Origin of the sequence: Nocardiopsis sp. LDBS0036 (genome assembly GCF_041228755.1) — a bacterium.
Taxonomy (GTDB): Bacteria; Actinomycetota; Actinomycetes; order Streptosporangiales; family Streptosporangiaceae; genus Nocardiopsis; species Nocardiopsis dassonvillei.
This window is the reverse complement of sequence record NZ_CP141103.1, coordinates 4,697,040-4,719,631: the sequence shown is the minus strand read 5'-3', so window position 1 is coordinate 4,719,631 and position 22,592 is coordinate 4,697,040. Positions and strand designations below refer to the sequence as shown.

Annotated in this window: 22 protein-coding genes; 12 read left to right on the top strand and 10 right to left on the bottom strand. The window is 75.0% G+C overall.

What is annotated here, in order from left to right; genetic code table 11:
- Positions 1-83: 83 nt before the first annotated feature.
- The 3 genes from UIS43_RS20050 to UIS43_RS20040 all read left to right on the top strand — a co-directional run bounded on the left by UIS43_RS20050 (position 84) and on the right by UIS43_RS20040 (position 1,984).
- Positions 84-512 carry an Hsp20/alpha crystallin family protein gene (locus tag UIS43_RS20050; protein ID WP_013155877.1) on the top strand — a complete coding sequence of 143 codons (429 nt, stop codon included), beginning with the start codon at positions 84-86 and terminating at the stop codon, positions 510-512.
- Positions 513-592: 80 nt separating this feature from the next.
- A complete protein-coding gene (locus tag UIS43_RS20045; RefSeq protein ID WP_041553368.1) occupies positions 593-916 on the top strand; it encodes a hypothetical protein in 324 nt (107 codons plus the stop codon).
- A 714-nt stretch (positions 917-1,630) separates the two neighbouring features.
- A complete protein-coding gene (locus tag UIS43_RS20040) occupies positions 1,631-1,984 on the top strand; it encodes a MerR family transcriptional regulator (RefSeq protein ID WP_013155875.1) in 354 nt (117 codons plus the stop codon).
- Positions 1,985-2,105: 121 nt separating this feature from the next.
- On the opposite strand, the gene UIS43_RS20035 is transcribed toward UIS43_RS20040, so the two are convergent.
- The 5 genes from UIS43_RS20035 to UIS43_RS20015 form a co-directional block, all read right to left on the bottom strand.
- The gene (locus UIS43_RS20035; RefSeq protein WP_013155874.1) at positions 2,106-2,495 is read right to left on the bottom strand and encodes a DUF779 domain-containing protein; all 390 of its coding nucleotides are present in this window, start codon (positions 2,493-2,495) and stop codon (positions 2,106-2,108) included.
- Positions 2,495-4,018, bottom strand: coding sequence for an aldehyde dehydrogenase family protein (locus UIS43_RS20030; protein WP_013155873.1), 1,524 nt, complete (start codon positions 4,016-4,018; stop codon positions 2,495-2,497). The genes UIS43_RS20035 and UIS43_RS20030 overlap by 1 nt, the downstream gene beginning before the upstream one ends.
- Positions 4,019-4,128: 110 nt before the next feature.
- Positions 4,129-5,466 carry a GAF domain-containing protein gene (locus tag UIS43_RS20025; RefSeq protein WP_370011265.1) on the bottom strand — a complete coding sequence of 446 codons (1,338 nt, stop codon included), beginning with the start codon at positions 5,464-5,466 and terminating at the stop codon, positions 4,129-4,131.
- A gap of 282 nt (positions 5,467-5,748) precedes the next feature.
- A complete protein-coding gene (locus tag UIS43_RS20020; protein WP_013155871.1) occupies positions 5,749-6,078 on the bottom strand; it encodes a hypothetical protein in 330 nt (109 codons plus the stop codon).
- A 147-nt stretch (positions 6,079-6,225) separates the two neighbouring features.
- Positions 6,226-7,794, bottom strand: coding sequence for a CdaR family transcriptional regulator (locus UIS43_RS20015; RefSeq protein WP_013155870.1), 1,569 nt, complete (start codon positions 7,792-7,794; stop codon positions 6,226-6,228).
- 197 nt (positions 7,795-7,991) lie between these two features.
- Here UIS43_RS20015 and UIS43_RS20010 point away from each other — a divergent pair, with 197 nt between their 5' ends.
- Together UIS43_RS20010 and UIS43_RS20005 are read left to right on the top strand one after the other, a co-directional pair.
- Positions 7,992-8,480 (top strand): GreA/GreB family elongation factor, encoded by a 489-nt coding sequence (locus UIS43_RS20010; protein ID WP_013155869.1) that lies wholly within the window; start codon positions 7,992-7,994, stop codon positions 8,478-8,480.
- Between the two features lie 785 nt (positions 8,481-9,265).
- A complete protein-coding gene (locus tag UIS43_RS20005) occupies positions 9,266-9,658 on the top strand; it encodes a nuclear transport factor 2 family protein (protein ID WP_013155868.1) in 393 nt (130 codons plus the stop codon).
- Between the two features lie 170 nt (positions 9,659-9,828).
- Here UIS43_RS20005 and UIS43_RS20000 read toward each other — a convergent pair whose 3' ends face one another.
- The gene (locus UIS43_RS20000; RefSeq protein WP_013155867.1) at positions 9,829-10,434 is read right to left on the bottom strand and encodes a TetR/AcrR family transcriptional regulator; all 606 of its coding nucleotides are present in this window, start codon (positions 10,432-10,434) and stop codon (positions 9,829-9,831) included.
- Between the two features lie 446 nt (positions 10,435-10,880).
- On the opposite strand from UIS43_RS20000, the gene UIS43_RS19995 reads away from it, so the two are divergent.
- Positions 10,881-11,984 carry a sialidase family protein gene (locus UIS43_RS19995; RefSeq protein WP_013155866.1) on the top strand — a complete coding sequence of 368 codons (1,104 nt, stop codon included), beginning with the start codon at positions 10,881-10,883 and terminating at the stop codon, positions 11,982-11,984.
- 1 nt (position 11,985) lies between these two features.
- Positions 11,986-12,270 (top strand): ubiquitin-like small modifier protein 1, encoded by a 285-nt coding sequence (locus UIS43_RS19990; RefSeq protein WP_370011259.1) that lies wholly within the window; start codon positions 11,986-11,988, stop codon positions 12,268-12,270.
- A gap of 247 nt (positions 12,271-12,517) precedes the next feature.
- Here UIS43_RS19990 and UIS43_RS19985 read toward each other — a convergent pair whose 3' ends face one another.
- Complete coding sequence (locus tag UIS43_RS19985) at positions 12,518-13,888, bottom strand: DUF418 domain-containing protein (protein WP_370011257.1); 1,371 nt, start codon at positions 13,886-13,888, stop codon at positions 12,518-12,520.
- Between the two features lie 151 nt (positions 13,889-14,039).
- Between UIS43_RS19985 and UIS43_RS19980 the strand changes: the two genes are divergently transcribed.
- Both UIS43_RS19980 and UIS43_RS19975 read left to right on the top strand, forming a co-directional pair.
- The gene (locus UIS43_RS19980; RefSeq protein WP_370011254.1) at positions 14,040-15,296 is read left to right on the top strand and encodes a sensor histidine kinase; all 1,257 of its coding nucleotides are present in this window, start codon (positions 14,040-14,042) and stop codon (positions 15,294-15,296) included.
- Positions 15,297-15,301: 5 nt separating this feature from the next.
- Positions 15,302-16,000 carry a response regulator transcription factor gene (locus UIS43_RS19975; RefSeq protein WP_013155862.1) on the top strand — a complete coding sequence of 233 codons (699 nt, stop codon included), beginning with the start codon at positions 15,302-15,304 and terminating at the stop codon, positions 15,998-16,000.
- Between the two features lie 242 nt (positions 16,001-16,242).
- Here UIS43_RS19975 and UIS43_RS19970 read toward each other — a convergent pair whose 3' ends face one another.
- A complete protein-coding gene (locus UIS43_RS19970; protein ID WP_071621090.1) occupies positions 16,243-17,730 on the bottom strand; it encodes an SDR family NAD(P)-dependent oxidoreductase in 1,488 nt (495 codons plus the stop codon).
- Positions 17,731-18,012: 282 nt separating this feature from the next.
- Between UIS43_RS19970 and idi the strand changes: the two genes are divergently transcribed.
- Complete coding sequence (gene idi / locus UIS43_RS19965) at positions 18,013-18,570, top strand: isopentenyl-diphosphate Delta-isomerase (protein ID WP_013155860.1); 558 nt, start codon at positions 18,013-18,015, stop codon at positions 18,568-18,570.
- A 224-nt stretch (positions 18,571-18,794) separates the two neighbouring features.
- The gene (locus UIS43_RS19960; RefSeq protein ID WP_013155859.1) at positions 18,795-19,505 is read left to right on the top strand and encodes an HAD family hydrolase; all 711 of its coding nucleotides are present in this window, start codon (positions 18,795-18,797) and stop codon (positions 19,503-19,505) included.
- Between the two features lie 168 nt (positions 19,506-19,673).
- Here UIS43_RS19960 and UIS43_RS19955 read toward each other — a convergent pair whose 3' ends face one another.
- On the bottom strand, positions 19,674-20,144 hold the full coding sequence (locus UIS43_RS19955) for an NUDIX domain-containing protein (protein WP_013156557.1): 471 nt from the start codon (positions 20,142-20,144) through the stop codon (positions 19,674-19,676).
- Positions 20,145-20,221: 77 nt separating this feature from the next.
- On the bottom strand, positions 20,222-20,809 hold the full coding sequence (locus UIS43_RS19950; protein WP_041553482.1) for a GNAT family N-acetyltransferase: 588 nt from the start codon (positions 20,807-20,809) through the stop codon (positions 20,222-20,224).
- A gap of 312 nt (positions 20,810-21,121) precedes the next feature.
- Between UIS43_RS19950 and UIS43_RS19945 the strand changes: the two genes are divergently transcribed.
- Complete coding sequence (locus UIS43_RS19945) at positions 21,122-22,492, top strand: ROK family protein (protein ID WP_370013268.1); 1,371 nt, start codon at positions 21,122-21,124, stop codon at positions 22,490-22,492.
- Positions 22,493-22,592 lie beyond the last annotated feature (100 nt).

Below are 22,592 nucleotides of genomic sequence, written 5' to 3'. Positions count from 1 at the left end.
ATAGTTGTTTACCTCTCCAGACTGAGGTATAAAACTTGCGTCACCTCGCATCAGGTTTTCTAGTAGAGCCAAGGGAGGTTTCCATGATGCTGATGCGTACCGACCCCTTCCGGGACATCGACCGCCTGACACAGCGGATCCTGGGCGATGCGTCCCGACCGGCCGCGATGCCGATCGACGCCTACCGTGACGGTGATGTCTTCGTCGTCTGCTTCGACCTGCCGGGCGTGCGCGCCGACTCCATCGACCTGGAGGTCGAGCGCAACGTGCTCACGGTGACCGCCGAGCGCCCCGACACCGTGCGCGACCGCGAGTCGGTGGTGGTCGCCGAGCGGCCCACCGGCACCTTCTCCCGGCAGCTGTTCCTCGGCGAGACGCTGGAGACCGACGCCATCCAGGCCGACTACGCCGACGGCGTCCTGACCCTGCGCATCCCGGTCGCCGAGCAGGCCAAGCCGCGCAAGATCAGCGTCGGCACAGGCGAGGGCCAGCCCCGCAGTATCCGGGCCTGAGCCCCCGACGGCCCGGCTCCGGCCGGGCCGCCCGCCCCTGAGCAGTGTCCGTGTCCCTCCCCTCAGGAAGCAGTGATCCGATGCCTTCCACACTCCGCAGGACCCGCGCCGTGGCCGAGCACATCCAGCGCCACGACCACCGGGAGACGACCCATTTCGCGTGCGTCCGCTTCTTCCGCGCCCTCCGGGCCTACGAGACCGCGTGGGGGAGCACTCCCGACCGCCTCCGCCAGGCGCTGGAGGACCTCAGGAACGCCACCGCGGAGCTGACCGGCGACCCCGACTCCTTCCGGCGGGCGTGCCGGGACCCTCGCCACGGGGGCCTGCCGCACAGCCTCGACGAACCGCTCGCCGAGCAGCTGAGGGCGTCCCTGGAGGCCCCGGTGTACGCCGAGGCGGGCTGAGGCGGCGCTTCCGGAAAACCTCCTCGCGGGACTCACCGAAATCTACATCGGCCAGAGTAGACATCCGCCGGAAGCGCTGATACATTTCCTGTCGTAGCCACAGAGATCCACGAGGTGGACCACCGGATGCGCCGGTGGGGAGCAGGGCCGGCGTCCCGCCCGCACGGGGGACGCCGCGGCAACAGGGAGAACGCGGTAGGGCTCGACCGACGCAGAGGTTTGCGTACGGCGTCGGGAGCCGGTAGGACCGCAGTACAGAGGTAGGGCAGTACCGCAGGACCGGTTCTTCGCCCGCACGGGGAGGACCGCGCAGTGACAGAGCAGGTCGGCTCGACCGGTGTGCACGTGCCTCAAGACGCCGGGAGCCGGTAGGACAGCGACACGCAGTACAGAGGTAAGGCAGTACCGCAGGACCGGCGCCCCGCCCGTACGGGGGGCGCCGCGGCAGGTGTGAAGTGTACGCAGTGAGATCGAGAGGAGTAGATGCCATCGAGGATCGCCCGGGTGTGGGGATGTCCCACTCGGGTACCGCAGGCCCCGGTTCGGAAGAAGGTGGTCCACGGTCACACAACCGCGATCCCCGCGCTCCCGTCCCAGTTCGACCTCGGGAAGCGGAAGACCGGCAGCAGCCGGTAGATGGTGTTGAACTCTCGGGCCCCAGCGCTGTTCGGCGCTGGGGCCCTCGGCGTGCGATGAGGAGAGAAAGAGAAACGCTTGTCCCGTCCCGAAACCGAAGACCGGTTCGACGATGACGACTACCCCGCCTACACCATGGGCCGCGCGGCGGAGATGATCGGTGCCACACCGGCCTTCCTGCGCGCCCTGGGTGAGGCCCGGCTGATCGAGCCCCTGCGCTCGGCGGGCGGGCACCGCCGCTACTCCCGTTACCAGCTCAGGATCGCCTCCCGCGCCCGCGAACTCGTGGACGAGGGCACTCCGATCGAGGCCGCGTGCAGGATCATCATCCTGGAGGACCAGCTGGAGGAGGCGCAGCGGATCAACGAGGAACTCCGCGCCTCCGAAGCCGGCGCGCGGACCGACGGGCGTCCGGACCCCGGGAACGCCTGACGGGGGACGGGGCGGCGCGGACCGGAGGGCCGCTCCCCCCGCGCTCCCCCGGGAGGCCGCCCCGTCCGGCTCCGTCAGGGCGGCCCCACCGCGTTCTCCGCCCCGCCGGGTCCGCGCGGGCTCAGAGGCGTTCGGCCTCGTCGTCGGTCATCAGCCGGGAGCGGATGAGGAACCGGTTGCCCGTCGGCGCCTCCAGGGAGAAGCCCGCGCCCCTGCCCCGGACGACGTCGATGGTCAGGTGGGTGTGGCTCCACAGCTCGAACTGCGCCCGCGACATCCACACCGGCACCGGTTCGGGCGCGCCCACCTCCAGGTCGCCCAGGCGCACGTCCGAGGCCCCGGTGCGGAACTCCCCCGCCGGATAGCACATCGGCGAGCTGCCGTCGCAGCACCCGCCGGACTGGTGGAACATGAGCGGCCCGTGTTCGGCGCGCAGCTCGCGGAGCAGGGCGGCCGCCGCGTCGGTGACGGCCACCCTCTCCACGGCCGCGCCGTCGGCGCGGGGATCCATCAGAACAGCCCCATCGCCTTGTCGGAGTAGCTGACCAGCAGGTTCTTGGTCTGCTGGTAGTGGTCGAGCATCATCTTGTGGTTCTCGCGGCCGATGCCGGACTGCTTGTACCCGCCGAAGGCCGCGTGCGCCGGGTAGGAGTGGTAGTTGTTCACCCACACGCGGCCCGCCTGGATGTCGCGGCCCGCGCGGTAGGCGGTGTTGCCGTCGCGCGACCACACCCCCGCCCCCAGCCCGTAGAGGGTGTCGTTGGCGGTCTTGAGGGCGTCGTCGTAGTCGTCGAAGCGGGCCACCGACACCACCGGGCCGAAGATCTCCTCCTGGAAGATCCGCATGCCGTTGTGGCCCTCGAAGACGGTCGGCGCGACGTAGTAGCCGCCGGACAGGTCTCCGCCGGGATCGACCCGCTCCCCTCCGGCGAGCACCGCGGCCCCCTCCCGGCGGCCGATGTCGATGTAGGACAGGATCTTCTCCAGCTGGTCGTTGCTGGCCTGGGCGCCGACCATGGTGTCGGTGTCCAGCGGGTTCCCCTGCCGGATCCGGCCGACGCGGGCCAGGGCGTCGCCCATGAAGCGGTCGTAGACGGCGTCCTGCACCAGGGCCCGCGAGGGGCAGGTGCACACCTCGCCCTGGTTGAGGGCGAAGAGGGTGAAGCCCTCCAGGGCCTTGTCGTAGAAGGCGTCGTCGGCCGCGGCCACGTCGGCGAAGAAGATGTTCGGGCTCTTGCCGCCCAGCTCCAGGGTGACCGGGATGAGGTTCTCCGACGCGTACTGCATGATGAGGCGGCCGGTGGTGGTCTCGCCGGTGAAGGCGACCTTGCTGACGCGGGGGCTGCTGGCCAGCGGTTTGCCCGCCTCCGCGCCGAAGCCGTTGACGACGTTGACCACGCCGGGCGGCAGCAGGTCGGCGACCAGCTCCATGAGCAGCAGGATCGACGCGGGGGTCTGCTCGGCGGGCTTGAGCACGACCGCGTTCCCGGCGGCCAGCGCGGGCGCGAGCTTCCAGGTGGCCATGAGCAGCGGGAAGTTCCACGGGATGATCTGGCCGACCACGCCCAGGGGCTCCTGGAAGTGGTAGGCGACGGTGTCGCCGTCGATCTGGGAGGTGTGCCCCTCCTGCGCGCGGATCGCCCCGGCGAAGTAGCGGAAGTGGTCCACGGCCAGCGGCAGGTCGGCGGCCAGGCACTCGCGGACGGGCTTGCCGTTCTCCCAGGACTCGGCGACGGCGAGCCTCTCCAGGTTCTCCTCGACGCGGTCGGCGATCCGGTTGAGGACCAGGGCCCGCTCGGCGGCGGAGGTGCGGCCCCACGCGGGGGCGGCGCCGTGGGCCGCGTCCAGGGCCAGTTCCACGTCCTCCGCGCCGCTGCGGGCGACCTCGGTGAAGACACGGCCGTTGACGGGGCTGGGGTTCTCGAAGTAGCGGCCCCGGACCGGCCTGACCCACTCGCCCCCGATCCAGTTGTCGTAGCGGGCGGCGTACTCGACGACGCTTCCGGGCTGGCCCGGGGGTGCGTAGATCGCCATGGAGGTCTCCTTAGTTCACCGGGCTCCGGCCGTGGGGCCGGCAGCCGCTTCCGGGGAGGTCGGGAGGGTGACGCTAGTCACCACCACGTTGCGACCACGTTGCGGGCGGGTCAGCCGCCGAGCCAGCGCAGCCTGCCGCGCAGGGCGGCGTGGCGTGGGGAGGCGGGGTCGAGGGCGCGCAGCACGGCGGTCAGGACTCGGGGGTCGTCGCGCCACTCGGGGTGCTCGGCCCAGTCCAGGAGCACGTCCGGTCCGGCGTTGGCGCCCAGGACCTCGCACACCTCGGCCTGGAGGCCGTCGCGGACCTCGGCCACGCCGGGCGCCTCCGAGCGGGGCAGGACCGGCCCGGCGTAGGCGTCCAGGGCCCGCCGGTAGGCGCCCGCGGCCAGGTGGCGGCGCACCTCGTCCACGTCGGTGGCCAGTGGACGGCACAGCCGGTAGGGGCGGGAGGCGAGCAGGCCGGGGCCGAGGAGGCGGCGCAGGCGCGACACCTCGGCGCGGACGGTGACCGGGGAGGCGTCCCGCTCGTGCAGCCGGGCGCCGAGCTCGTCGCCGGTCAGCCCGCGCGGACTGCGGGCGAGCAGGAGCAGGATCTCGGAGTGGCGGGTGCTCAGGTCCAGGTCGCGGCCGTCCAGGGTGAGCCGGGCGCCGTCGCGTCCCAGGACGCGGAGCCGGTCGTCCCCGGCGGGTCCGCGGGCTTCGGCGGAGGCGGCGCCTCCGCGTGGACCGGTGGGCGGGCGGGCGGTCCGGCCCGCCCGCCGCCGTCTCGGCTCGGGCCCCCGGGCCCCGGCGCGCAGGGCGCGCAGCTCCGCCTCCGCCGCGGTGGCGGCGGCGCGGACCAGGGCCAGGGCCTGCGGCGAGGCGAGGTGGCTGTCCCCGGTGAGGTCGAGGACGCCCAGGAGGGCGCCGGTGCCGGGGTCGTGCAGGGGCGCCGCGGAACAGCTCCAGTGCTGCACGCCCCGGGCGAAGTGCTCGCTGGCGAACACCTGGACCTCGTGGTCGAGGGCGAGGGCGACACCGGGCGCGTTGGTGCCGACCGCGTGCTCGTGCCAGTTGGCGCCCTCGACGAAGCACATGTCCTCGGCCCGGCCGCGGAGCCGGTGGTCGCCCTCCACCCACAGCAGGCGGCCCGAGGCGTCGCCCACCGCGAGGATCTGGGGGCCGGGCGCGGTGTCGACGAGCAGGTGCCGCAGCAGCGGCATGACGGCGGCCAGCGGGTGCGCGTCGCGGTGGTCGCGCAGGTCGGGGCCGGTGAGCTCGATCCGGGGCAGGGCGGTGTCGGGGTCCACGCCGTGCTGGGCGCTGCGCCGCCAGGAGGCGCCGACGACGGGGCGGACCGGGCCGCTGACCCGACCGGAGTCGGTGAAGCGCGCGTGCGCGACCGCCACGTCCCGGCGCACGGCCTCGGGGTCGGCCTCCCACGGCCACGCGTTCCACGGTCCCGGCATGCGCGCTTCCCTCCGCCGAGGCGACGGCGGGCCGTGCCGACGGACCGCCCGACACCCCGATTGAATCCGCGCCCGCCCCTTCTGACAAGGGGCCGGGGCGAACCTGCCGCTCCCCGTCCCGTGCGCGCGGGCCCGGTGCCGCGTGAGCCGGGGCCGACCGCCTCCGTGGTCGCCCCGCGCGGGCCCGGTCCGTGTTGGCAGGGGCCTTCAAAGAGAGGGCTCCGCCCGTCCCACGTGACGCTCGGACCCGTCCCGGACGGACGGGTCCCCGCGGTGCCCGCCTCAGCACTCCTCGCGGACGCGCTCCCTGCCGGGGCCGCAGAGCCAGTAGGCGGGGTAGGCCCGCACGTCCTCCACGGTCGGCGCGGCCGGGGGCGCGGCCGGATAGGGGTCACTGCCCCAGTCGAAGCGCGGGCGCAGCTCGCGCGCGGTGGCGCCGTCGGGGAGGGCGTCGCGCCCGGCGGGGGTCAGGTAGGTCCCGGCCGGGGTCCTGCGGGCCAGGCCCGCCTCCACCAGGGGCCGGGCCAGCTCCTCCTCCACTCGCCCGTCCCACCGGGTGGTCGCCGCCGCGGTCCCCAACAACGCTGTCAGGTCCTTGATCAGTGTGCTCATGCGCAAACGGTAGCGATCCGCGGACCCGCGCACCCGGGCATTGCCCGAACTCGGGAGAGTGCGCCGGAACACACCCGGCCGCCCGCCCGGAGCGGGTGCGCCGCCGGTCCGCGCGGCACGCGGACGCGGGCGGACACGGGTGTCGGTTCAGAGCGGGTGAGGTCCCTCCTCCCCGGGCGGGTCCGCCACGAGCGCGGCGAGCGCGACCGTCATCGCCACCCGGGCCCGCGGGTCGTGCAGCGGCAGGTCCGCGACCCGGCCCATCCGGCGCAGCCGGTACCGCACCGTGTTGGGGTGCAGGCCCAGCAGCTCCGCCGCCCTCCCCAGGTCCCCGTGCACGTACAGCCAGGCGCGGAGCGTGCGCGCGTGGTCGGTGCCGTGCTCGGCGTCGTACCGGACCAGGTCCGCCACCGGGTTGCGGACGGGCATGCGCCCGGCCTCGGCCACCAGGCGCAGGCGGCGCAGCAGCACGGAGTCCCAGGCGTCGTCGTAGACGACCGCGTCGGCGCCCTCGGGCGCCTGTCCGTGCAGCGTCAGGCACTCGTCCGCCTCCTGCCTGCTGGCGGGCAGGCCCGCGGCGTCGGCGGTGCCGCCCACCCCGGCCACCACGCCCAGCCGGTCGGGCAGGCCGCGCAGCGTCGAGCGCACCCACTCCACCGCCGGAGCGGGGTCGTCCCCGCACGGCAGCACGGTGTACACGGTGGTTCCGAGCAGGGTGCTGCGTCCTGGACGCGACCAGCCGAAACCGGTGGTGACCTGCTCGAACAGGTGCAGGATCGCGGCCTCGGGCTCGGTGCGGGCGCGTGCCTGGAAGGCGATCACCCGCAGCCCCGCCCCGAGCAGGCCGATCCGCCCGGCGGTCTGCGCCGGGTCGGCCGAGCCCTCCAGCAGGTCGATCACCGACTCCGACTCCACCTGCCGCTCCAGGTCGCTGCTGACCCTGGCGCGCAGCATGTGCAGCCCGACCGTGTGCGCCCCCTCGCTCAGCGCCCGGGAGCGGTCCGCGTCCAGGGGCGCGTCGCACGCCACCCACAGCGTGCCCAGGAGTTCGCGGCCCACCCGGATCGGCGCGGCGGTGCGTCCGCCCATGTCGAGTTCGGGTATCCCCGGTACGAACCGGGGGCCGGTCGCGGCGGCCAGCCGGGTGAGCACCCCGTCGGCGTCGAGGCGTTCGCGGACCCGCTCGGGGACCCGCCGGTCGACGAGGGTGTCGCGCCGTACCCGGTCGGTGCCGCCCTGGGAGGCCGAGTAGGCCACCACGCGCGAGGCGCGGTCCTCGATGGTGACGGGTCCGCCGACCTCGGCGGCGACGGTGTCGGCCAGGGTGAACAGGTCGCTGGGGCCGCGCCCGGCCTCGGTCTCGCGCCCCTCCAGGACCAGCCCGTAGACGACCCCGGAGACCTGGCTCCACGACACGGCGGGCTCCACGACCAGGAGGGCGGGGCCGCCCTCGCCCAGGCGTGCGCGTACGTCGTCGCCGGGTTCGGTCGCGGACCGGATGATGACGACGGTCGCGCGGGCCTGCTCGGCCAGGCGCACCGCCTCGGCGGCCGAGTCCACGCCGACCGCGAGGAAGGCGTCGCCCAGCTGCGGCACGTCGTCGGTGGGATCGTGCATGGCGACGCTGCGCAGCTCCCTGCGGCGCAGCGGCTCGGGGCCGACGAGCCGGGCGCCGTAGCCGCCCAGGACGTTGACGAGACGGTCGAGGTGGATCACGCCCGCTCCTTTCCCCGGCGGCGGAGTTGTTCCGCGGCCACAAAGGGGCCTCACCTGATTGTCGCCCGAGGATAACGCCCGGCCCCGTCCCCGTGGACACACTCGTGGTAGGTGACGGCCCCCGTGTCGGCCGCCGCTGTGCTCGCCCCGTCCGTGGACCCGGTCCGCGGCGCGGGCCCTGAAGACAAGGAACGTTCATGGCCAGGACCACCGACCGATGGATGACCCGGGAGGCCTACGAGCGGCTCCGGGAGGAGCTCCGGACGCTGCGCGCGCTCCCCGACGACGACCCCGGCACCGGGGCGGACCGGGGCGCGGGGGACGTACTCCCCGCGCCCCGCTACATTCACGACCCCGCCGTGCGGCAGGCGCGCGTGCACACCATCGAGCGGCTGCTCAGCGAGGCCGTCGTGGACGAGGCCGCGCCCGACGACGGGATCGCCGCTCCCGGCAAGGTGCTCACCATCCGCTACGACGGCGAGGAGGAGGACGAGGTGTTCCTCCTCGGCGTCCGGGACGCGTCCGTGGCGGACCGGATGACGGTGTACTCCCCGGAGTCCCCGCTGGGCGCGGCGCTGGTGGGCGCCCGCCAGGGCGAGCGGCGCACGTTCACCGCGCCCCGGGGCGCGGTCATCGGGGTCACCCTGCTCAGGGCCGAGCCGTACCGGGCCGCCGTCGTGCACTGACCCCGGCCGAGGGGAGCCGCCCGGGCCGGGAGACCGGGGAGGCGCGGAGAGGACGGGGACCGGGGGGAACGTTCGCTCCCGGCGGGCGCGCGGCGCCCCGGCCGAGGGGCCCCGCCTGGACGGGCGGCCGGAAAGCGCGGGGAGGACGGCAAGGTGCTCCCCGCGCGCCCCTGCACAGGGGATTTCGGAGAGGGGTTCCGGCGCGGGAACGCGTCGCGGGGTTTCTCCGCCGCGTGTTCCAGGGCTTTTTCCCTCGGTTTCCCGTGCTCCTTCCGACGCGCTTTCCCGCGCGTCCTCGTCGTACCCGGTTCCTCGCCGGGGAAAGGACGTCGGCGGGGGGACACAGGGGAAACCACTTCTCACGGCCTCCCCGGGGACGCCCCGGCCACGCGGAACACCAGGTCCGGGCGCGCCCTCCCCCGCCGTCACCCGCGGCCCGGCCGCCCGTGCGCGGCGGCGCCGGAGCGGCGCGCGCCCTCCCGCGGCGGCGCCCGCGGAGAACGGCTTCCGAACGGCGTTCCCGGCCTGCCCGGACACCGGGGAAAACGTCAGACCGGAAATCGGGAAAACGCCCTCGCCGTCTTTTCCCACGGGGAACGCCCTTTCCCTCCGGAGGGAAGAGCACACCGCCCCGAAGGCGCGGGGGGCTTCCTCCACGACCCGCGCGCACCCTGTTCCCGGAGGGGGAAGATCACGACCGCCCGGTTCCGGGTAGCGGGTTGGGGGAGCCCGCGGGAGCACGCGGGCCGAAGGAACGGACACCCGACGCAGAGAGGGCGATGCACATGAGCGCGGACACCGACGACGCGCGCTGGGCGCCGGTCAGGGACTGGCACGCGGCGGTGAGCGCAAGGGACCTGACGGCGGCGAAGGCGGTCGCCGACCCCGGCATCAGGGTCGGCGGCCCCCAGGGCTCCGCGCAGGGCGTGGACGCCTTCCTGGACTGGGTCCGCGACTCGGGCATCCGCATCGAACCGGTCGGCTGGCACACCGTGGACGAGCACCGCGTCGTGGTGGAGCAGGACGCCGCATGGCCCGGCCGCGCCGACTCGGGGCCCGAGGCGGCCCCGGTGCGCACCGCGACCCTGTTCGAGGTGCGCCACGGCCTGATCACCGCCGCGCTCCGCTACGACGAGGGCGTGGAGGCGGCCCTCGACGCGGCCCGGCGCACGTCCTGACGCCGTGGACGTGCCGGGGCGCCGCGAGCGCGCCGGCCGCGTCCAGGCGCGCACGCTCCGGACCGCGCGGGTGTCCGGGACGCCGTGGGCGTACCGGCCGCGCGACACGGCCCGGGGCGGCCGGTACCGGTATCGGTGCGCCCCGGGTCGGTGCGGGGTGGGGGCCCGGGTCAGGGGGCCGCCGGTCTGCCGATGGTGTGGAGGAGGACGTGCGCCTCGTCGAGGCGGGCGGGGAAGGCCTCCGGGTTCTCCGCCAGCCGCATGGCGGTCAACTCGCAGGCCATGGCGGTGTGGGCGGCGAGCACGGCGACGTTCTCGACCGCACCCGCCTCCACCAGTGCACCGGCGAACCGGTGGGCGCGCTGCTGGCGGGTGAGCAGGTAGCGCGAGCGCAGCTCACCGCTCTCCCGGAGCAGGCGCGCCAGGACGGCGGAGTGGGCCGGGGAGAGCGCGGTGTGCGGCCTGACGGCGGCGTCGGCCTCCCTGAGCAGTTCGACGGCGGCGCCGAGGTCCTCGCCCAGCGGCCGGGGAGCCTTCTCCAGCACGTAGGCGCACATGCGGTCGGCCTCCGCCCCGTCGTCGGCGAACAGCACCTGCTGTTTGTCGCCGAAGTACCTGAAGAAGGTGGTCCGGCCGACTTCCGCGCGTTCGGCGATCGCGGCGACCGTGACGTTGTCGAATCCGTGCTCCGCGAAGAGCTGGAAGGCTGCTGACACGATCATGGCCCGGGCCTTACGCCGTTTGCGGGCGTGGAGCGTGTCGGGGGGGTGGTGCATGAGGCGACCCTATCGAGTGGGGATCCGGTTCTCTTTGGTACGCGGGACCATTGGGACGGTAGTCCTGAAACGCACCGCGAGACCGGGGAGCGGGAAGTCGTCTGTCCTGTTGTAGCGGGAACGCATCCGGTGGGCACAGTCCGAAACCCACGCGGGCGCACTGGTTGGCCCGGAATTTTATTGCAGAGCGGGGTTCGTCTGACAACCGCCTTCCGGACCGTGCGGAACATCTACCCGGAAAGCGGTTCGCCTCTCAGCGGATTTCGCCTTCCGCGCGGCCGGAGCGGGAGCCATTCCGGTTCAGTCCCCATTGAACATCTTCCAGGAAAATGTTCGGTTTCCTTACAGTTTCCCGGCCGGGGAACGCGGCCCGCCGGGGCGCGCGACCGCCGATTGTCAGTGGCCTGTGCCACAGTGGAGACCTCGATCCCATTCTGGAGCTGGTCATGGCATATCTCCTGGTCATCGGCACACGCAAGGGGCTCTTCACCGCCCGCAGCGAGGATCGGCGCGCGTGGGAGGTGAGCGGCCCGCACCGGCTCGACTCCGCGGACTACGCCAGCATGAGCGCGGTGTACGCGGTCGGCGTCAACCCGCACAGCGGCCGCATCCTCGCCGGAGCGGAGAGCTCGCACTTCGGACCGAGCGTCTGGTACAGCGACGACGGGGGCGCCACCTGGCACGAGCCCGGGTCCGCGCCCATCGCCTTCCCCGAGGACACCGACGCCTCCCTCGTCCGGGCCTGGCAGTTCGCCTTCGGCGACGACGCCGACACCGTGTACGCGGGGGTGGAGCCGCACGCCCTGTTCCGGTCCTCCGACGGCGGGCTGCGCTTCGAACTCGTCCGCGCCCTGTGGGACCACCCGCACCGCGCCGACTGGTTCCCCGGGGCGGGCGGCGGCGCGGTCCACACGATCCTGCCCGGGATCCTCGGCGCGGGCGAGCGCGTGCCCGGAGCCGTGACGGTGGCCATGTCCACCGGTGGTGTCTACCAGACCCGCGACGACGGTGCCAGTTGGGCTCCGGCCAACCGGGGGATCTCGGCGGTGTTCCTGCCCGACGAGGAGCCCGAGTACGGCCAGTGCGTGCACAAGGTGGCCGCCGGGCCGGGCGGCGTGCTCTACGCGCAGAACCACCACGGGGTGTACCGCAGCTCGGACCCCGCGGGGAAGGGGTGGACGGCCGTGGAGACCGGCCTCCCCACCGACTTCGGGTTCGCGGTGGTCGCCCACCCGCACCGGCCGGAGACCGCGCTCAACTTCCCCGTGGTCAGCCAGGAGGTACACCTGCCGCCCGACCACCGGCTGGGCGTGTACCGGACCGACGACGGGGGCGGCAGCTGGCGGCCGTTCACGCAGGGCCTGCCGCGGGAGCCCTACTTCGGGATCGTGCTGCGCGACGGCGCCTGCACCGACGGGGCGGACGTGCCCGGGTTCTACTTCGGCACCCGGTCGGGCGACGTCTACGCCGCCACCGACGGCGGTGACGGCTGGCACCCGGTGGTCCAGCACCTGCCCGACGTCCTGTGCGTACGCGCCGCGGAGGTGTGAGATGCGGGTGACGGTACACCTGCCGGGTCTGCTGATGGCCGACGCCGACGGCGCGGCCCACGTCCCGGTGGAGGTCGAGGACGGGACCGCGCTGGGCGGGGTGCTGGACGCGCTCACCGCCCGGTATCCGGGGTTGGACAGGCGGATCCGCGACGAGCAGGGGCGGCTGCGCCGCTACGTCAACGTGTTCGTGGACGAGGACGAGTGCCGCGGGGCCGGCGGGCTGGCGGCGCCGGTCCGCGACGGCGCGGACGTGCGCGTGCTGCCCTCGGTCGCCGGGGGCTGAGGGGGACCCGCACGACGTGCGGGTCGTCCGGGAGCCCCCCCCCGGGGGCAGGGCGGGCGGGGCGCCGCGCGACTTCCGCCGACACCTCCGTGGGGCGGTGCCCCGGACGGGCGTCCCCGTCGGGCTGGCGCGGTGACCGGAAGGGGTGCACCGGTCCGCCGCCCCATGGCTCTCTCCGGGTGGGACCCGGTTCCGCAACCGCCGGCAGGTGAGCACCACCGCCGCCGGAAGCGGTCGGGTTCCGGTGTCAGGCCGGGTCCCCGCTGGCGGCCGGGAGGCCGGACCGCCGACCGGAGCGCTCGGCGCGCAGGGGCACCGGGCGCAGGTGGGTCAGGCTCCGCCACACCCACTCCAGCGGACCGAGCCGGAACCGGCGCGCCCACAGGTGGGCCAGGACGGCGGTCGCGACGAAGTAGGCGGCGGCCAGGGCGTACTGGGCCAGCTGGGGAACCGTCCCCTCGAACGGGCCCATGACCGCCAGGAACACCGCCGTGCTGCCCAGGTACACCGTGAGGGTCATCCGCCCGAGCGGGGCCAGGGTCCCCAGCACGCGCGCCGCGCCCCGTCCCCTGAGTACCAGCCACCACACCAGTCCCAGGTAGAGCAGGGCTCCGCCCAGGTTCAGCAAGGTGTTCCCCAGGAGGACGACCACGGTCTCGCCCACGGACCGCACCGGCGCGCCGTCGGCGCCGAACTCGGTCGGGAACACGACGCTGCCGACGAGCATGAGGGCCACGCTCAGGACCTGGACCACCGCGCCGAACACGAGCATGCGCAGCGGCAGGCGGGAGGTCCCCTCCGCACCGGTTCCGGGCTCGGCGGTGAGCTCCGGGCGGCGGGCCAGCCACACGCCCACGCAGAAGAACCCGAGGGTCTGCGGGACCAGCATCGCCGAGGCCCCCCAGGTGTGGTCCCCGAGGAACGGCGAGAGCAGCAGGTCCGACACCGGCACGGCGGCGAACAGCACGGCCGCCGCGACCAGCGGTCTGCGGCGGGACCCGCCGAGCAGCAGCGGCACCAGCGGGGTCAGCAGCAGCGCCGCGACCGAGTACTGGGTGAGGATGTCCCCGTCGAAGACCGCCAGGTGCGGAAGTCCGAACAGCAGGCCCAGGACGGCGTAGCGGCGCAGCATCACCGCCGCCGGACTCCCGCCGCGCCGGGCGGCGGCCCGCCACGCCAGGACCACGCCCGCGCCCAGCAGCACCATGAGCATGGTCCTGGCCCTGCCCGACATGAGCAGGGTGAGCCCGCCGTCCACGAGTTCGCTCAGCACGCCCGGGACGCGGTCGCCCGACATCTCGACGGGATAGACCACCGAGGACGCGTTCATCATGACCACGCCGATCATCGCGAGCGCCCGGGCGACGTCCAGGAACACCACGCGCCGCGCGGGGGACGGCAGGCCGGGACCGGCACCGTCGGACGCGGCTGCGCGCCGTGCCCCGGCCGTGTGCCGCGCCTCGGTCCCCGCCGTGCGCGGTTCCCCGCACCCGGCCGTGTGGAGCGCCCCGCCCTCGTGCCGTGCCCCGGCCGTGTACCGCCCCCCGGCACCGACCGGGTGGTGCGTCCCGTCCCCGTGCCGTTGTGCCCCTGTCGTGTCGTACCCCGCCTCGCTCATGCGGCGCCCTCTCCCCTTCCGACGTCGAACGGCTCCCAGCCTCGCCTCCGGGCCCGTGCGCGCGCATCGACCGAACGGCCGACGCCCGGACCCGCCCGCCTCGTACCTTCGGCCGAGGCCCGCCGCGTCCGCGCGGCCTACGCTGGTCGCCATGGCCATGAACAGGGTGTTCGCGACGCGCGGCGGCGGCCGGACCAGCGGTGCGCTGTCCCGGATCGCGCCGTGGGCCGTGGCGTGCGTGCTCGCGGTGCTGTGGGCGCTGGACCTGCTGCGCGTTCACGGCGACTTCTCCCGCCCGGACTGGATGGGGCCCCCGCACTCGGCCATGGACTACGTGCCGGTGGTCTCCGGCGGGGTGGTCTGCGTGCTCGCGCTGCTCACCCTGCGCCCGTCCTCGGGACCGGTGGCGACCGCGGTGTCCGGTGCGGCGGCCGCGGCCTCGGTGCTGGCGGCCTCCGCGATGCTGTGGCCGCTGCCCATGGGGGAGGCGTTCGGATACGCCCTGGCGGGCTCGGAGGTCAGCGGGCTGCTGGTGCTGCTCGCGCTGGCCGGGCTGCGGTGCGGCCCCTGGCAGATCGGCGCGGTGTCCCTGTGCGCCTTCGCGGCCACCCTCTCGGACTACCTGCGAGAGCCCGTCCCCTACTACGCGAGCCTGGCCAACACGTCGCTGACGTTCGTGGCCGTGGGACTGGCCCCGGGGCTGTACCTGCGGTGGCGGGAGGCCCAGCGGCGCTCCCACGTGGAGCACGCCCGGTCCCAGGAGCGGCTGGCGATCGCCCGCGACCTGCACGACGTCGTGGCGCACGAGGTGACCGGCATCGTCGTCCAGGCGCAGGCGCTGCGCCACATCGCCGACCGCGACCCCGGCGCGGTGCGGAACGCGCTGCCCGAGATCGAGGCGGCGGGGGCGCGCGCACTGGAGTCCATGCGCGGGATGGTCTCGCGGCTGCGGGAGCCGGGCGACGTGCCGCTGGCCCCGGACACCGCCGCGGGGCTGGCCCGGCTGGTGACACCGGCGGCCGGGGGCCGACCGGAGGTGGCGGTACGGTGCCGGGGTCCCGTGGAGGCCCTGCCGCCGACCGCCGGGACGGCGGTGCTGCGGATCGCCCAGGAGTCGGTCACCAACGCGCTGCGGCACGCCCGGGGCGCCGCCCGGGTGGAGGTGTCGGTGGAGGCCGGAGCGGAGGAGGTCGCGGTGCGGGTGAGTGACGACGGCCAGGGGGGCTCGGGACCGGCCGGGGGCGGGTTCGGCCTGGTCGGCATGGCGGAACGGGTGCGCCTGCTCGGCGGCGTGTTCTCCGCGGGCCCGCGTGACCGGGGCCGGGGCTGGGAGGTGGCGGCGCGGCTGCCGCTGGACCGGGCGGGCGAGGGCCCGGAGCGACGTTCGACTGTCGGGGAGCAGGGGTGAGGGTGATGCGGGGGTCCCAGGAGGCCGGAGGGGAGCGGGCGGTGCCCGGCGGCGGCGAGGCGCCGATCCGGGTGCTGCTGGCGGACGACCAGGCCATGGTGCGGACCGGGTTCCGGTACATGCTGGCGGCCGAGGACGGCGTCGAGGTGGTGGGCGAGGCCGGTGACGGTCTGGAGGCGGTCCGGCTGGCGCGGGAGCTGCGCCCGGACGTGGTGCTCATGGACATCCGGATGCCGGGGGTGGACGGCCTGGAGGCCACCCGGCGGCTGGCAGGTCCGGGGGTGGCCGACCCGCTCCGGGTGGTCGTGGTGACCACGTTCGACCTGGACGAGTACGTGCACGCGGCGATCACCGGAGGGGCGGTCGGATTCCTGCTCAAGGACGCCGGACCGGCCCTGCTGGTGGAGGCGGTGCGGGCCGCCGCCAGGGGCGACGCCCTGGTATCCCCGAGGGTCACCGTGCGGCTGCTGCGGCACTTCGCGGCGGCGCCCCGGTCCGCGCCGGGGGACGGCGGGCTGACCGTGCGGGAGCTGGACATCGTGCGCGCGGTGGCGCGGGGGCTGACCAACACCGAGGTGGCCGGGGAGCTGTTCGTCACCGTGAGCACGGTCAAGACGCACCTGGCGAGCGTGCAGGCCAAGCTGGGGGCGCGCAACCGCGTGGAGGTGGCGGCCTGGGCCTACCGCAACGGGCACGCGGAGTAGGCGGAGCCTCCCCGGGGCGGCGCCGGTGCGCCGCGCGGTGGCGCGCGGGCGGGACCGGGAACCGTCCGGCGGCGGAACGCGTCCCCCGGCCGCCGTGCCGCTCCCGACAGGAGCGGCACGCCCTCCAGCCGCTCGCGGGCGGCGGTTGTCCACAGCCTCCCGCCGCCTCTACCGCCGCCGGGCCCGATGCGGTTTCCTGGGATACGGGGGGTCCCCGAGGGGATCCGGCTTCCGGTTGCCCTCTACCAGTTGGCGGGGGCGTAGTCCTTCAGGAAGCACCCGTGCAGGTCCTCTCCCAGCTCGCCCCGCACGATGGGGTCGTACACGCGCGCGGCCCCGTCCTCCAGGTCCAGGGGCGCGTGGAACCCGGCCTCGGCCAGCCGCTCCTTCTCCGGGTGCGGGCGCTCGTCCGTGATCCACCCGGTGTCCACGCTGGTCATCAGGATTCCGTCGGACTCCAGCATCTCCTGGGCGCTGGTGCGGGTGAGCATGTTGAGCGCGGCCTTGGCCATGTTGGTGTGGGGGTGCCCCGGCCCCTTGTAGCCGCGGCCGAACACCCCCTCCATCGCCGACACGTTGACGATGTAGGTGCGGCGCGCCGGGGACGCGGCCAGGGCCGGGCGCAACCGGTCCACCAGCAGGAACGGCGCGCTCACGTTGCACAGCTGCACCTCCAGCATCTCGACGGGGTCGACCTCGCCGATCCGCCGCGTCCAGCTGTTCACCGGGGCCAGGTCGGGCACCAGCCCTCCGGCGTCGATCGCCGTCCCGGTGCGCACCCTCTCCATCGACGCGGAGCCCGTGGTCAGCGCCAGGGAGGTGAGCATGGCCGGAGTGAGCGCGTGGGTCGCCGGGGCGTCCCGCCCAGGGTCGGCGCGGTCCTCCAGGGCGCGCGGGCGCACGCCGCCCAGCACCAGCGGCTCGGGGAGGCCCTCGCCCGTGAGCGGTTCGGCCTCGGCCTCGACCAGCGGCCCGTAGGAGCCGGGCGAACGGCGCACCGTCTGGGCCGCGTTGTTGATGAGGATGTCCAGCGGCCCCTGTTCGGCCACCGCGTCGGCCAGCCGCAGCACCTGGGCGGGGTCGCGCAGGTCGACGCCCACCACCCGCAGCCGGTGCAGCCACTCGCCGCTGTCGGGCATCGCGGCGAACCGGCGCACCGCGTCGTTGGGAAAACGTGTGGTGACGGTCGTGTGCGCGCCGTCCCTGAGCAGCCGGAGTGCGATGTACATGCCGATCTTGGCCCGGCCGCCGGTGAGCAGGGCCCGGCGCCCGGTCAGATCGGTGCGGGCGTTGCGGCGCTCCCTGTTGAACGCGGCGCACGCGGGGCACAGCTGGTGGTAGAAGGAGTCGACCTCCCGGTACCTCTCCTTGCAGATGTAGCAGGGCCGGGGCCTGCTCAGCACGCCCGCGAGGGCGCCGCCGCTGCCGCTGGTGAGGGCGCGGCCGTTGGTCTCGTCGTCGATCCGGTCCGGCGCCGCGGTGGCGGTGGCCGCGAACACGGCCCTGTCGTGGGCCTGGCGGGCGGCCTGGCGCTCCTTGCGGCGCCGCTCCTTGACGTTCTTGAACAGGCGGGCGGTCGCGCGCTGGAGGGCGACCGAGTCCGGGTGATCGCTGGGCAGCTCACCGGCGCGGGCGATCACGTCCAGGCACGCGGCCAACCGGTCGGGGTCGATCCGCTCCGCCGGGTGCTCCGACTCCTCCGGCAGCGTCCGGGTACCCGTGTCCGTCATCGTCTCTGTCACCGCTCCACCGCCGCGCCGCGGTCGTCGCGGCCGGCCTTCCGTTCCCTGTGTCCGGTGGCTCCCGACTCGGGGCCATCAGGAACTGTATGCGCACCCCGGGACCGCGCGGAGCGCGGTCCGGTGGAGCCGGTGCGCATCGGGTGGGAGTGACGGGTGAGTATGGGAGGGGAGAACGTCACCGCGTGGGGAGTACGGACCGTACGCGTGTGACGCAGGAACGAGGGCCGACCGGGCGGAGCGCGGCGGTCCCGGAAGCGGGGGGTAGGAGCCGTGACCCAGCACAGGGCCGCCGCGGGCGCGGAGGGCGGCGCAGAGCGCGAACTCGTGGTTCTGCTCGACGAGGAGCACCAGCGCGTGGGCGTCGCCGACAAGGCCACCGTGCACACCCGGGAGACACCGCTGCACCTGGCGTTCTCCTGCTACGTCCTGGACGCGGACGGGCGGGTGCTGATCACCCGCCGGGCCCTGGGCAAGACCACCTGGCCGGGGGTGTGGACGAACAGCTGCTGCGGCCACCCCGGCCCGGACGAGGACCTCGACGCGGCGGTGCGCCGCCGGGTCGGCCAGGAGCTGGGGATGCGCGTCAGCGGGGTGCGGCCCGCGCTGCCCGACTTCCGGTACCGGGCGGTGTCGGCCGAGGGGATCGTGGAGAACGAGTTCTGCCCGGTCTTCTGGGCGCGCGCGGAGGAGGGCCCGGACCCCGACCCGTCGGAGGTGGCCGAGTACGCGTGGACGGAGTGGGCGGACCTGGTGGCGGTGGCCGAGCGGACACCGTGGCTGCTGAGCCCGTGGGCGGTGGAGCAGATCCCCCGCCTGGACGCGCTCTGAGCCGAGCGGCGGCCCGGGAACGGGAGCGGATCCGGGGCGCCGTGCGGCGGAGGCGGGAGGAGGCGCGCGCCGGGTACCGGTCGCGGGGACGGTGGGCGTGAGGGCTGCGACCGGGTGTCCCGGAGGCACGGGGGCGGCGATCGGGTGTCCGGGAGGCGCGAAGGACCCCGCGCCCGGGTAGGAACGGGGTGGCCGTTCCCGACCCCCTCCCTGGAGCCGCTCCCATGTCCGAACGCCCCGCCGGGCGACCGCTCCGCCCGGCCGCCCTCGTCCTCGACGTCCTCGACACCCTCTTCCCCCTCGCGCCCCTGGAGTGGCGGTTCCGGGAGGCCGGAATCCCCCGGGTGCTCATGACCCGCTGGTCGGACCACCTGCTGCGCGACTCGTTCGCCCTGGCCCTGGTGGGGGGCGACGGCGCCGACCGCTCCTTCGAGGACGTGGTCCGGGGAGCGCTGCGCGACATCACCGGCCACCAGATCGCCCCTTCCGCCGAGGACGCCATCATCGGGGGGCTGGCCGAACTCGACCCCCGGCCCGAGGCGGACGCCGCGCTGCGCGCCGCGCGCGGGGCCGGAGTGCCCGTCGCGGTCCTGGGCGACCACGACGACGCGCTGGCCCGGAGACTGCTGGAGCGCGCCGGTCTGCCCGACCTGGTGGAGGACGTGCTGGCCGCCCGCCCCGCCGGGGAGTGGCGGCCCGCGCCGGGCGCCTACCGGGCCGCCGCGCGGTCCCTGGGAGTCGCCCCGGAGCGGCTGGCCCTGGTCACCGCGCACGGATGGGACGTCGCCGGGGCGCGGCACGCGGGGCTGGTGACCGGCTGGTCCTCCCACCTGGAGGGGCGCTTCCCGTCGGTCTTCGCCCCGCCGGACGTCTCGGACCGCGACCTGGCCCGGACGGTGGAGGGACTGCTCTCCCTGCCCGCCGAGCGCCCCTGACCGGCGGCACCGCGAGGCGGGGCGGCCCCGAACCGCGCGGGGGCGGTCGCCGGAGGCTCCCGGGGCGCTCCCGCGCCCGCCGGACCGCTGACGGCCAGCTCGGTGGCGGCACCCGGCTCGGTCCGGGGCCGGGACGCCCGTACAGGCCGGGATCCGGGGAAGCGGGGCTCAGGTGACGTAGAACGGTCCCGGGCGGTCCTCGTGGGCGTGGCCGATCCGGTCCAGGATGCGCTGGGGCATGTCCGGCAGGGCCCCGGGCGGGAACCAGCGCACGTCCAGGCTCTCGTCGCCGCTGGCGTCGGGCGCCCCGCCCACGGGGCGGCAGCGGAAGGCCAGGTCGAGGATCTGCACGCGGTCGCCGTTGGGGTAGGTGAAGGGCTCCTGGGCGAGCACGCTGGTGAGCCGCTCCACCTCGACCTCCACCCCGGTCTCCTCGCGCACCTCGCGGACCACGGCCCGGGCGGGCTCCTCCTCCGGTTCCAGGATGCCGCCGGGCGTGGCCCAGCGGCCGTCGTCCGCGCGCCGGTGCAGGAGGACCTCGCCCTCCTCGTTGACCACCACCGCCGTCACCCCGACGAGGGGCAGGAGGCCGTGGCCGACGTGGCTGCGGAGGGCGAGGAGGAAGTCAGGAACGGGCATGGCCCGAGGGTAGCCCCGGGAGGCGTTCCGCGGGTACGCACCCCGCTGCGCGACGGGCGGCGCCCACGGAACCCGCCTCAGCCCTTCTTCCGGGCGGCGCGGAGCTCGGCGTACTCCTCGGCCAGGACCGACATCAGCACGGCGTCGTGCCACTCGCCGTCCCAGCGCAGGGACTCGCGCCAGACGCCCTCCCGGACGAACCCCGACCGGGCGTAGGACCTCTGCGCGCGGGTGTTGAACGCGAACACCTCCAGGGCGACCCGGTGCAGCCCGGCCACGGTGAAGGCGTACTCCAGCACGAGGTCCGTGGCCTCGGTGCCGTAGCCCCTCCCGGTGACGGACATGCCGTTGAGCGCGATCCGGTAGCCGGCGCTGGCGTTGTCCGGGTCGAGGTCGATCAGCGCGCACTCGCCCACGGCCGCGCCGCCCTCCCTCTCGAAGACGACCCAGTCGGCCCGGTCGTGGTGGTCGGGCCGCGTCGCGGCCCAGCGCACCAGCTCCTCCCTGGTGAACTCCCGGTGGGTGCCGGTGAGGCGGCGCACCTCGGGGTCCATGCGCAGTACCGGTTCGATGAAGTGCTCACCGGTCCCGGCGTCGAGCGGTTCGAGGCGGACCCTCTCCCCGGTGAGGACGGGCTGGTCGCGGAAGACGTCGGGAGGCACCATGACCGGGATCCCACCAGAGGGGTCGGCCGGGCGCAACGGCTTTTCCGGCCGGTCCCCGGCCGCGCCCCCGGCTCCGCCCTCCACCCCCGGTTCCACGGTTGCGGTCCTGCCTTCCGGTCCCGGATCCAGATCCGGATTCCCTCCCCGGCGTAGTTCCCCGATTCCACGACCACCTCCCCGGCCACAACCGTCCCCTCCGCCGCGTTCGCCTCCGCAGCCACGCCCTGCCGGGGCAGCGCCCCCGCTCACGCCACCGGCTGCCTGTACGATCCGGGCACGGTGTGCCGTGTCGGACGGGACGAGGGGGACCAGGTGTCGGTCGGTTCGGGAACGGTGAGCTTCCAGACGGTCCGGGAGACCAACCTGGGCGTCGTGCTGCGCACGGTCCGCGAGCTGGCCCCCTGCTCGCGCGCGGCGGTGGCCGCGGCCACCGGGCTGAACAAGACCACGGTGTCCAGCCTGGTCGCCGACCTCATGGCGCGCAGGCTGGTCCGCGAGACCGGGCGCTCCTCCCGGCAGCGGGTGGGGCGCCCGGGGGTGCTGCTGGACCTGGACGACTCCTCGATCGCGGCGATCGGCCTGGAGGTCAACGTGGACTACCTGTCGGTGGTCGCCGTGGACCTGCTCCAGCGCGAACTGGTCAGCCGCCACGTCCCCTTCGACGCCCGGTCGGCCGGGGCGGAGGCGTGCGCGCGGCACATCGCGCGCACCCTGGGCGCGACGGTGGCCGACCCCGCGCTGCGCGGGCGCACCGTGGTGGGGGTGAGCGTGGCGGTCCCGGCGCTGATCGACGCGCCCTCGGGGACGGTCACGCACGCGCCCAACCTGGGCTGGCGCGACGTGCCGCTGCGGGACCGGCTGTCGGAGCTGCTGCGCGAGGCCGGGGTGGAGGGCGTCCCGGTGCGGGTGGACAACGACGCGAACCTGGGCGCGGTGGCCGAGTACCGGGTGGGGTCGTTCGCGGGGACGGCCGACCTCGCGTACCTGACCGGTGAGGTCGGGATCGGCGCGGGCATCCTGACCGGGGGCGGACTGCTGCGCGGCGCCAGCGGGTTCGCGGGCGAGGTGGGCCACCTGTCGCTGTCCCCGGACGGCCCGGAGTGCGCGTGCGGGCGCCGCGGCTGCCTGGAGGCGCTGGCGGGGATCGGGGCCATCCTGCGCGGGGCCGTCCCCGACCGGTTCCCGGACCACCCGCTGTCGGGCAGCGACGTCGCCGGGCTGGTGGGGACGGCCGTGGAACGCGCCGAGGCGGGCGAGGACACCGCCGTCGGCGCGCTGGAGCGGGCGGGCACGTGGCTGGGCCGGGGCCTGGCCGTGCTGATCAACGTCACCAACCCGAGTCTGGTGGTGCTGGGCGGCTACTTCGTGCCCCTGGGCCCGTGGCTGCTGCCGAACTGCCGGGCGGAGGCGGCCGCGAGCGCGTTCGCACCGGAGGCGGGCGGCTGCCGGGTGGAGCTGTCGTCGCTGGGGCTGAGCGCGGCGGCCCGGGGCGGGGCCACCGCGATGATCCACTCGCTCGACGCGGGACTGCTGCCCCTGCCCGAGCCCGTGACCCGGGCCCCTGATCCCGCGTCCAGCGAGGAGTCCGCCGCGGAGTCCGCCGCGGAGCCCGCTGTGGAGCCCGCCGAACGCCCGGCGGCGGACGCGGCACGGCCGGACGGGGACACCGCGGACACCGCCTAGTGCCGTGACCGTGAGGGGCCGCCGGACCCGCCCCTCCGCCGGGGGCCTGTACTCCTAGCGCGTCTCGCCCGCCCGACCTCGCCCAGAGTCAGGCCGGAAC

Excerpts from the sequence above, each read along its gene's own strand:
- UIS43_RS19955 (WP_013156557.1), bottom strand. The coding sequence starts at position 20,144 with ATGCCCGTTCCTGACTTCCTCCTCGCCCTCCGCAGCCACGTCGGCCAC.
- UIS43_RS20000 (WP_013155867.1), bottom strand. The coding sequence starts at position 10,434 with ATGCACCACCCCCCCGACACGCTCCACGCCCGCAAACGGCGTAAGGCC.
- UIS43_RS19950 (WP_041553482.1), bottom strand. The coding sequence starts at position 20,809 with ATGGTGCCTCCCGACGTCTTCCGCGACCAGCCCGTCCTCACCGGGGAG.
- UIS43_RS19975 (WP_013155862.1), top strand. The coding sequence starts at position 15,302 with ATGCGGGGGTCCCAGGAGGCCGGAGGGGAGCGGGCGGTGCCCGGCGGC.
- UIS43_RS20010 (WP_013155869.1), top strand. The coding sequence starts at position 7,992 with ATGGCCAGGACCACCGACCGATGGATGACCCGGGAGGCCTACGAGCGG.
- UIS43_RS19990 (WP_370011259.1), top strand. The coding sequence starts at position 11,986 with ATGCGGGTGACGGTACACCTGCCGGGTCTGCTGATGGCCGACGCCGAC.
- UIS43_RS20020 (WP_013155871.1), bottom strand. The coding sequence starts at position 6,078 with ATGAGCACACTGATCAAGGACCTGACAGCGTTGTTGGGGACCGCGGCG.
- UIS43_RS20045 (WP_041553368.1), top strand. The coding sequence starts at position 593 with ATGCCTTCCACACTCCGCAGGACCCGCGCCGTGGCCGAGCACATCCAG.
- UIS43_RS19970 (WP_071621090.1), bottom strand. The coding sequence starts at position 17,730 with ATGACGGACACGGGTACCCGGACGCTGCCGGAGGAGTCGGAGCACCCG.
- UIS43_RS19985 (WP_370011257.1), bottom strand. The coding sequence starts at position 13,888 with ATGAGCGAGGCGGGGTACGACACGACAGGGGCACAACGGCACGGGGAC.
- UIS43_RS20050 (WP_013155877.1), top strand. The coding sequence starts at position 84 with ATGATGCTGATGCGTACCGACCCCTTCCGGGACATCGACCGCCTGACA.
- UIS43_RS19995 (WP_013155866.1), top strand. The coding sequence starts at position 10,881 with ATGGCATATCTCCTGGTCATCGGCACACGCAAGGGGCTCTTCACCGCC.
- UIS43_RS20025 (WP_370011265.1), bottom strand. The coding sequence starts at position 5,466 with ATGCCGGGACCGTGGAACGCGTGGCCGTGGGAGGCCGACCCCGAGGCC.
- UIS43_RS20035 (WP_013155874.1), bottom strand. The coding sequence starts at position 2,495 with ATGGATCCCCGCGCCGACGGCGCGGCCGTGGAGAGGGTGGCCGTCACC.
- UIS43_RS20005 (WP_013155868.1), top strand. The coding sequence starts at position 9,266 with ATGAGCGCGGACACCGACGACGCGCGCTGGGCGCCGGTCAGGGACTGG.
- UIS43_RS20030 (WP_013155873.1), bottom strand. The coding sequence starts at position 4,018 with ATGGCGATCTACGCACCCCCGGGCCAGCCCGGAAGCGTCGTCGAGTAC.
- UIS43_RS19960 (WP_013155859.1), top strand. The coding sequence starts at position 18,795 with ATGTCCGAACGCCCCGCCGGGCGACCGCTCCGCCCGGCCGCCCTCGTC.
- UIS43_RS19980 (WP_370011254.1), top strand. The coding sequence starts at position 14,040 with ATGGCCATGAACAGGGTGTTCGCGACGCGCGGCGGCGGCCGGACCAGC.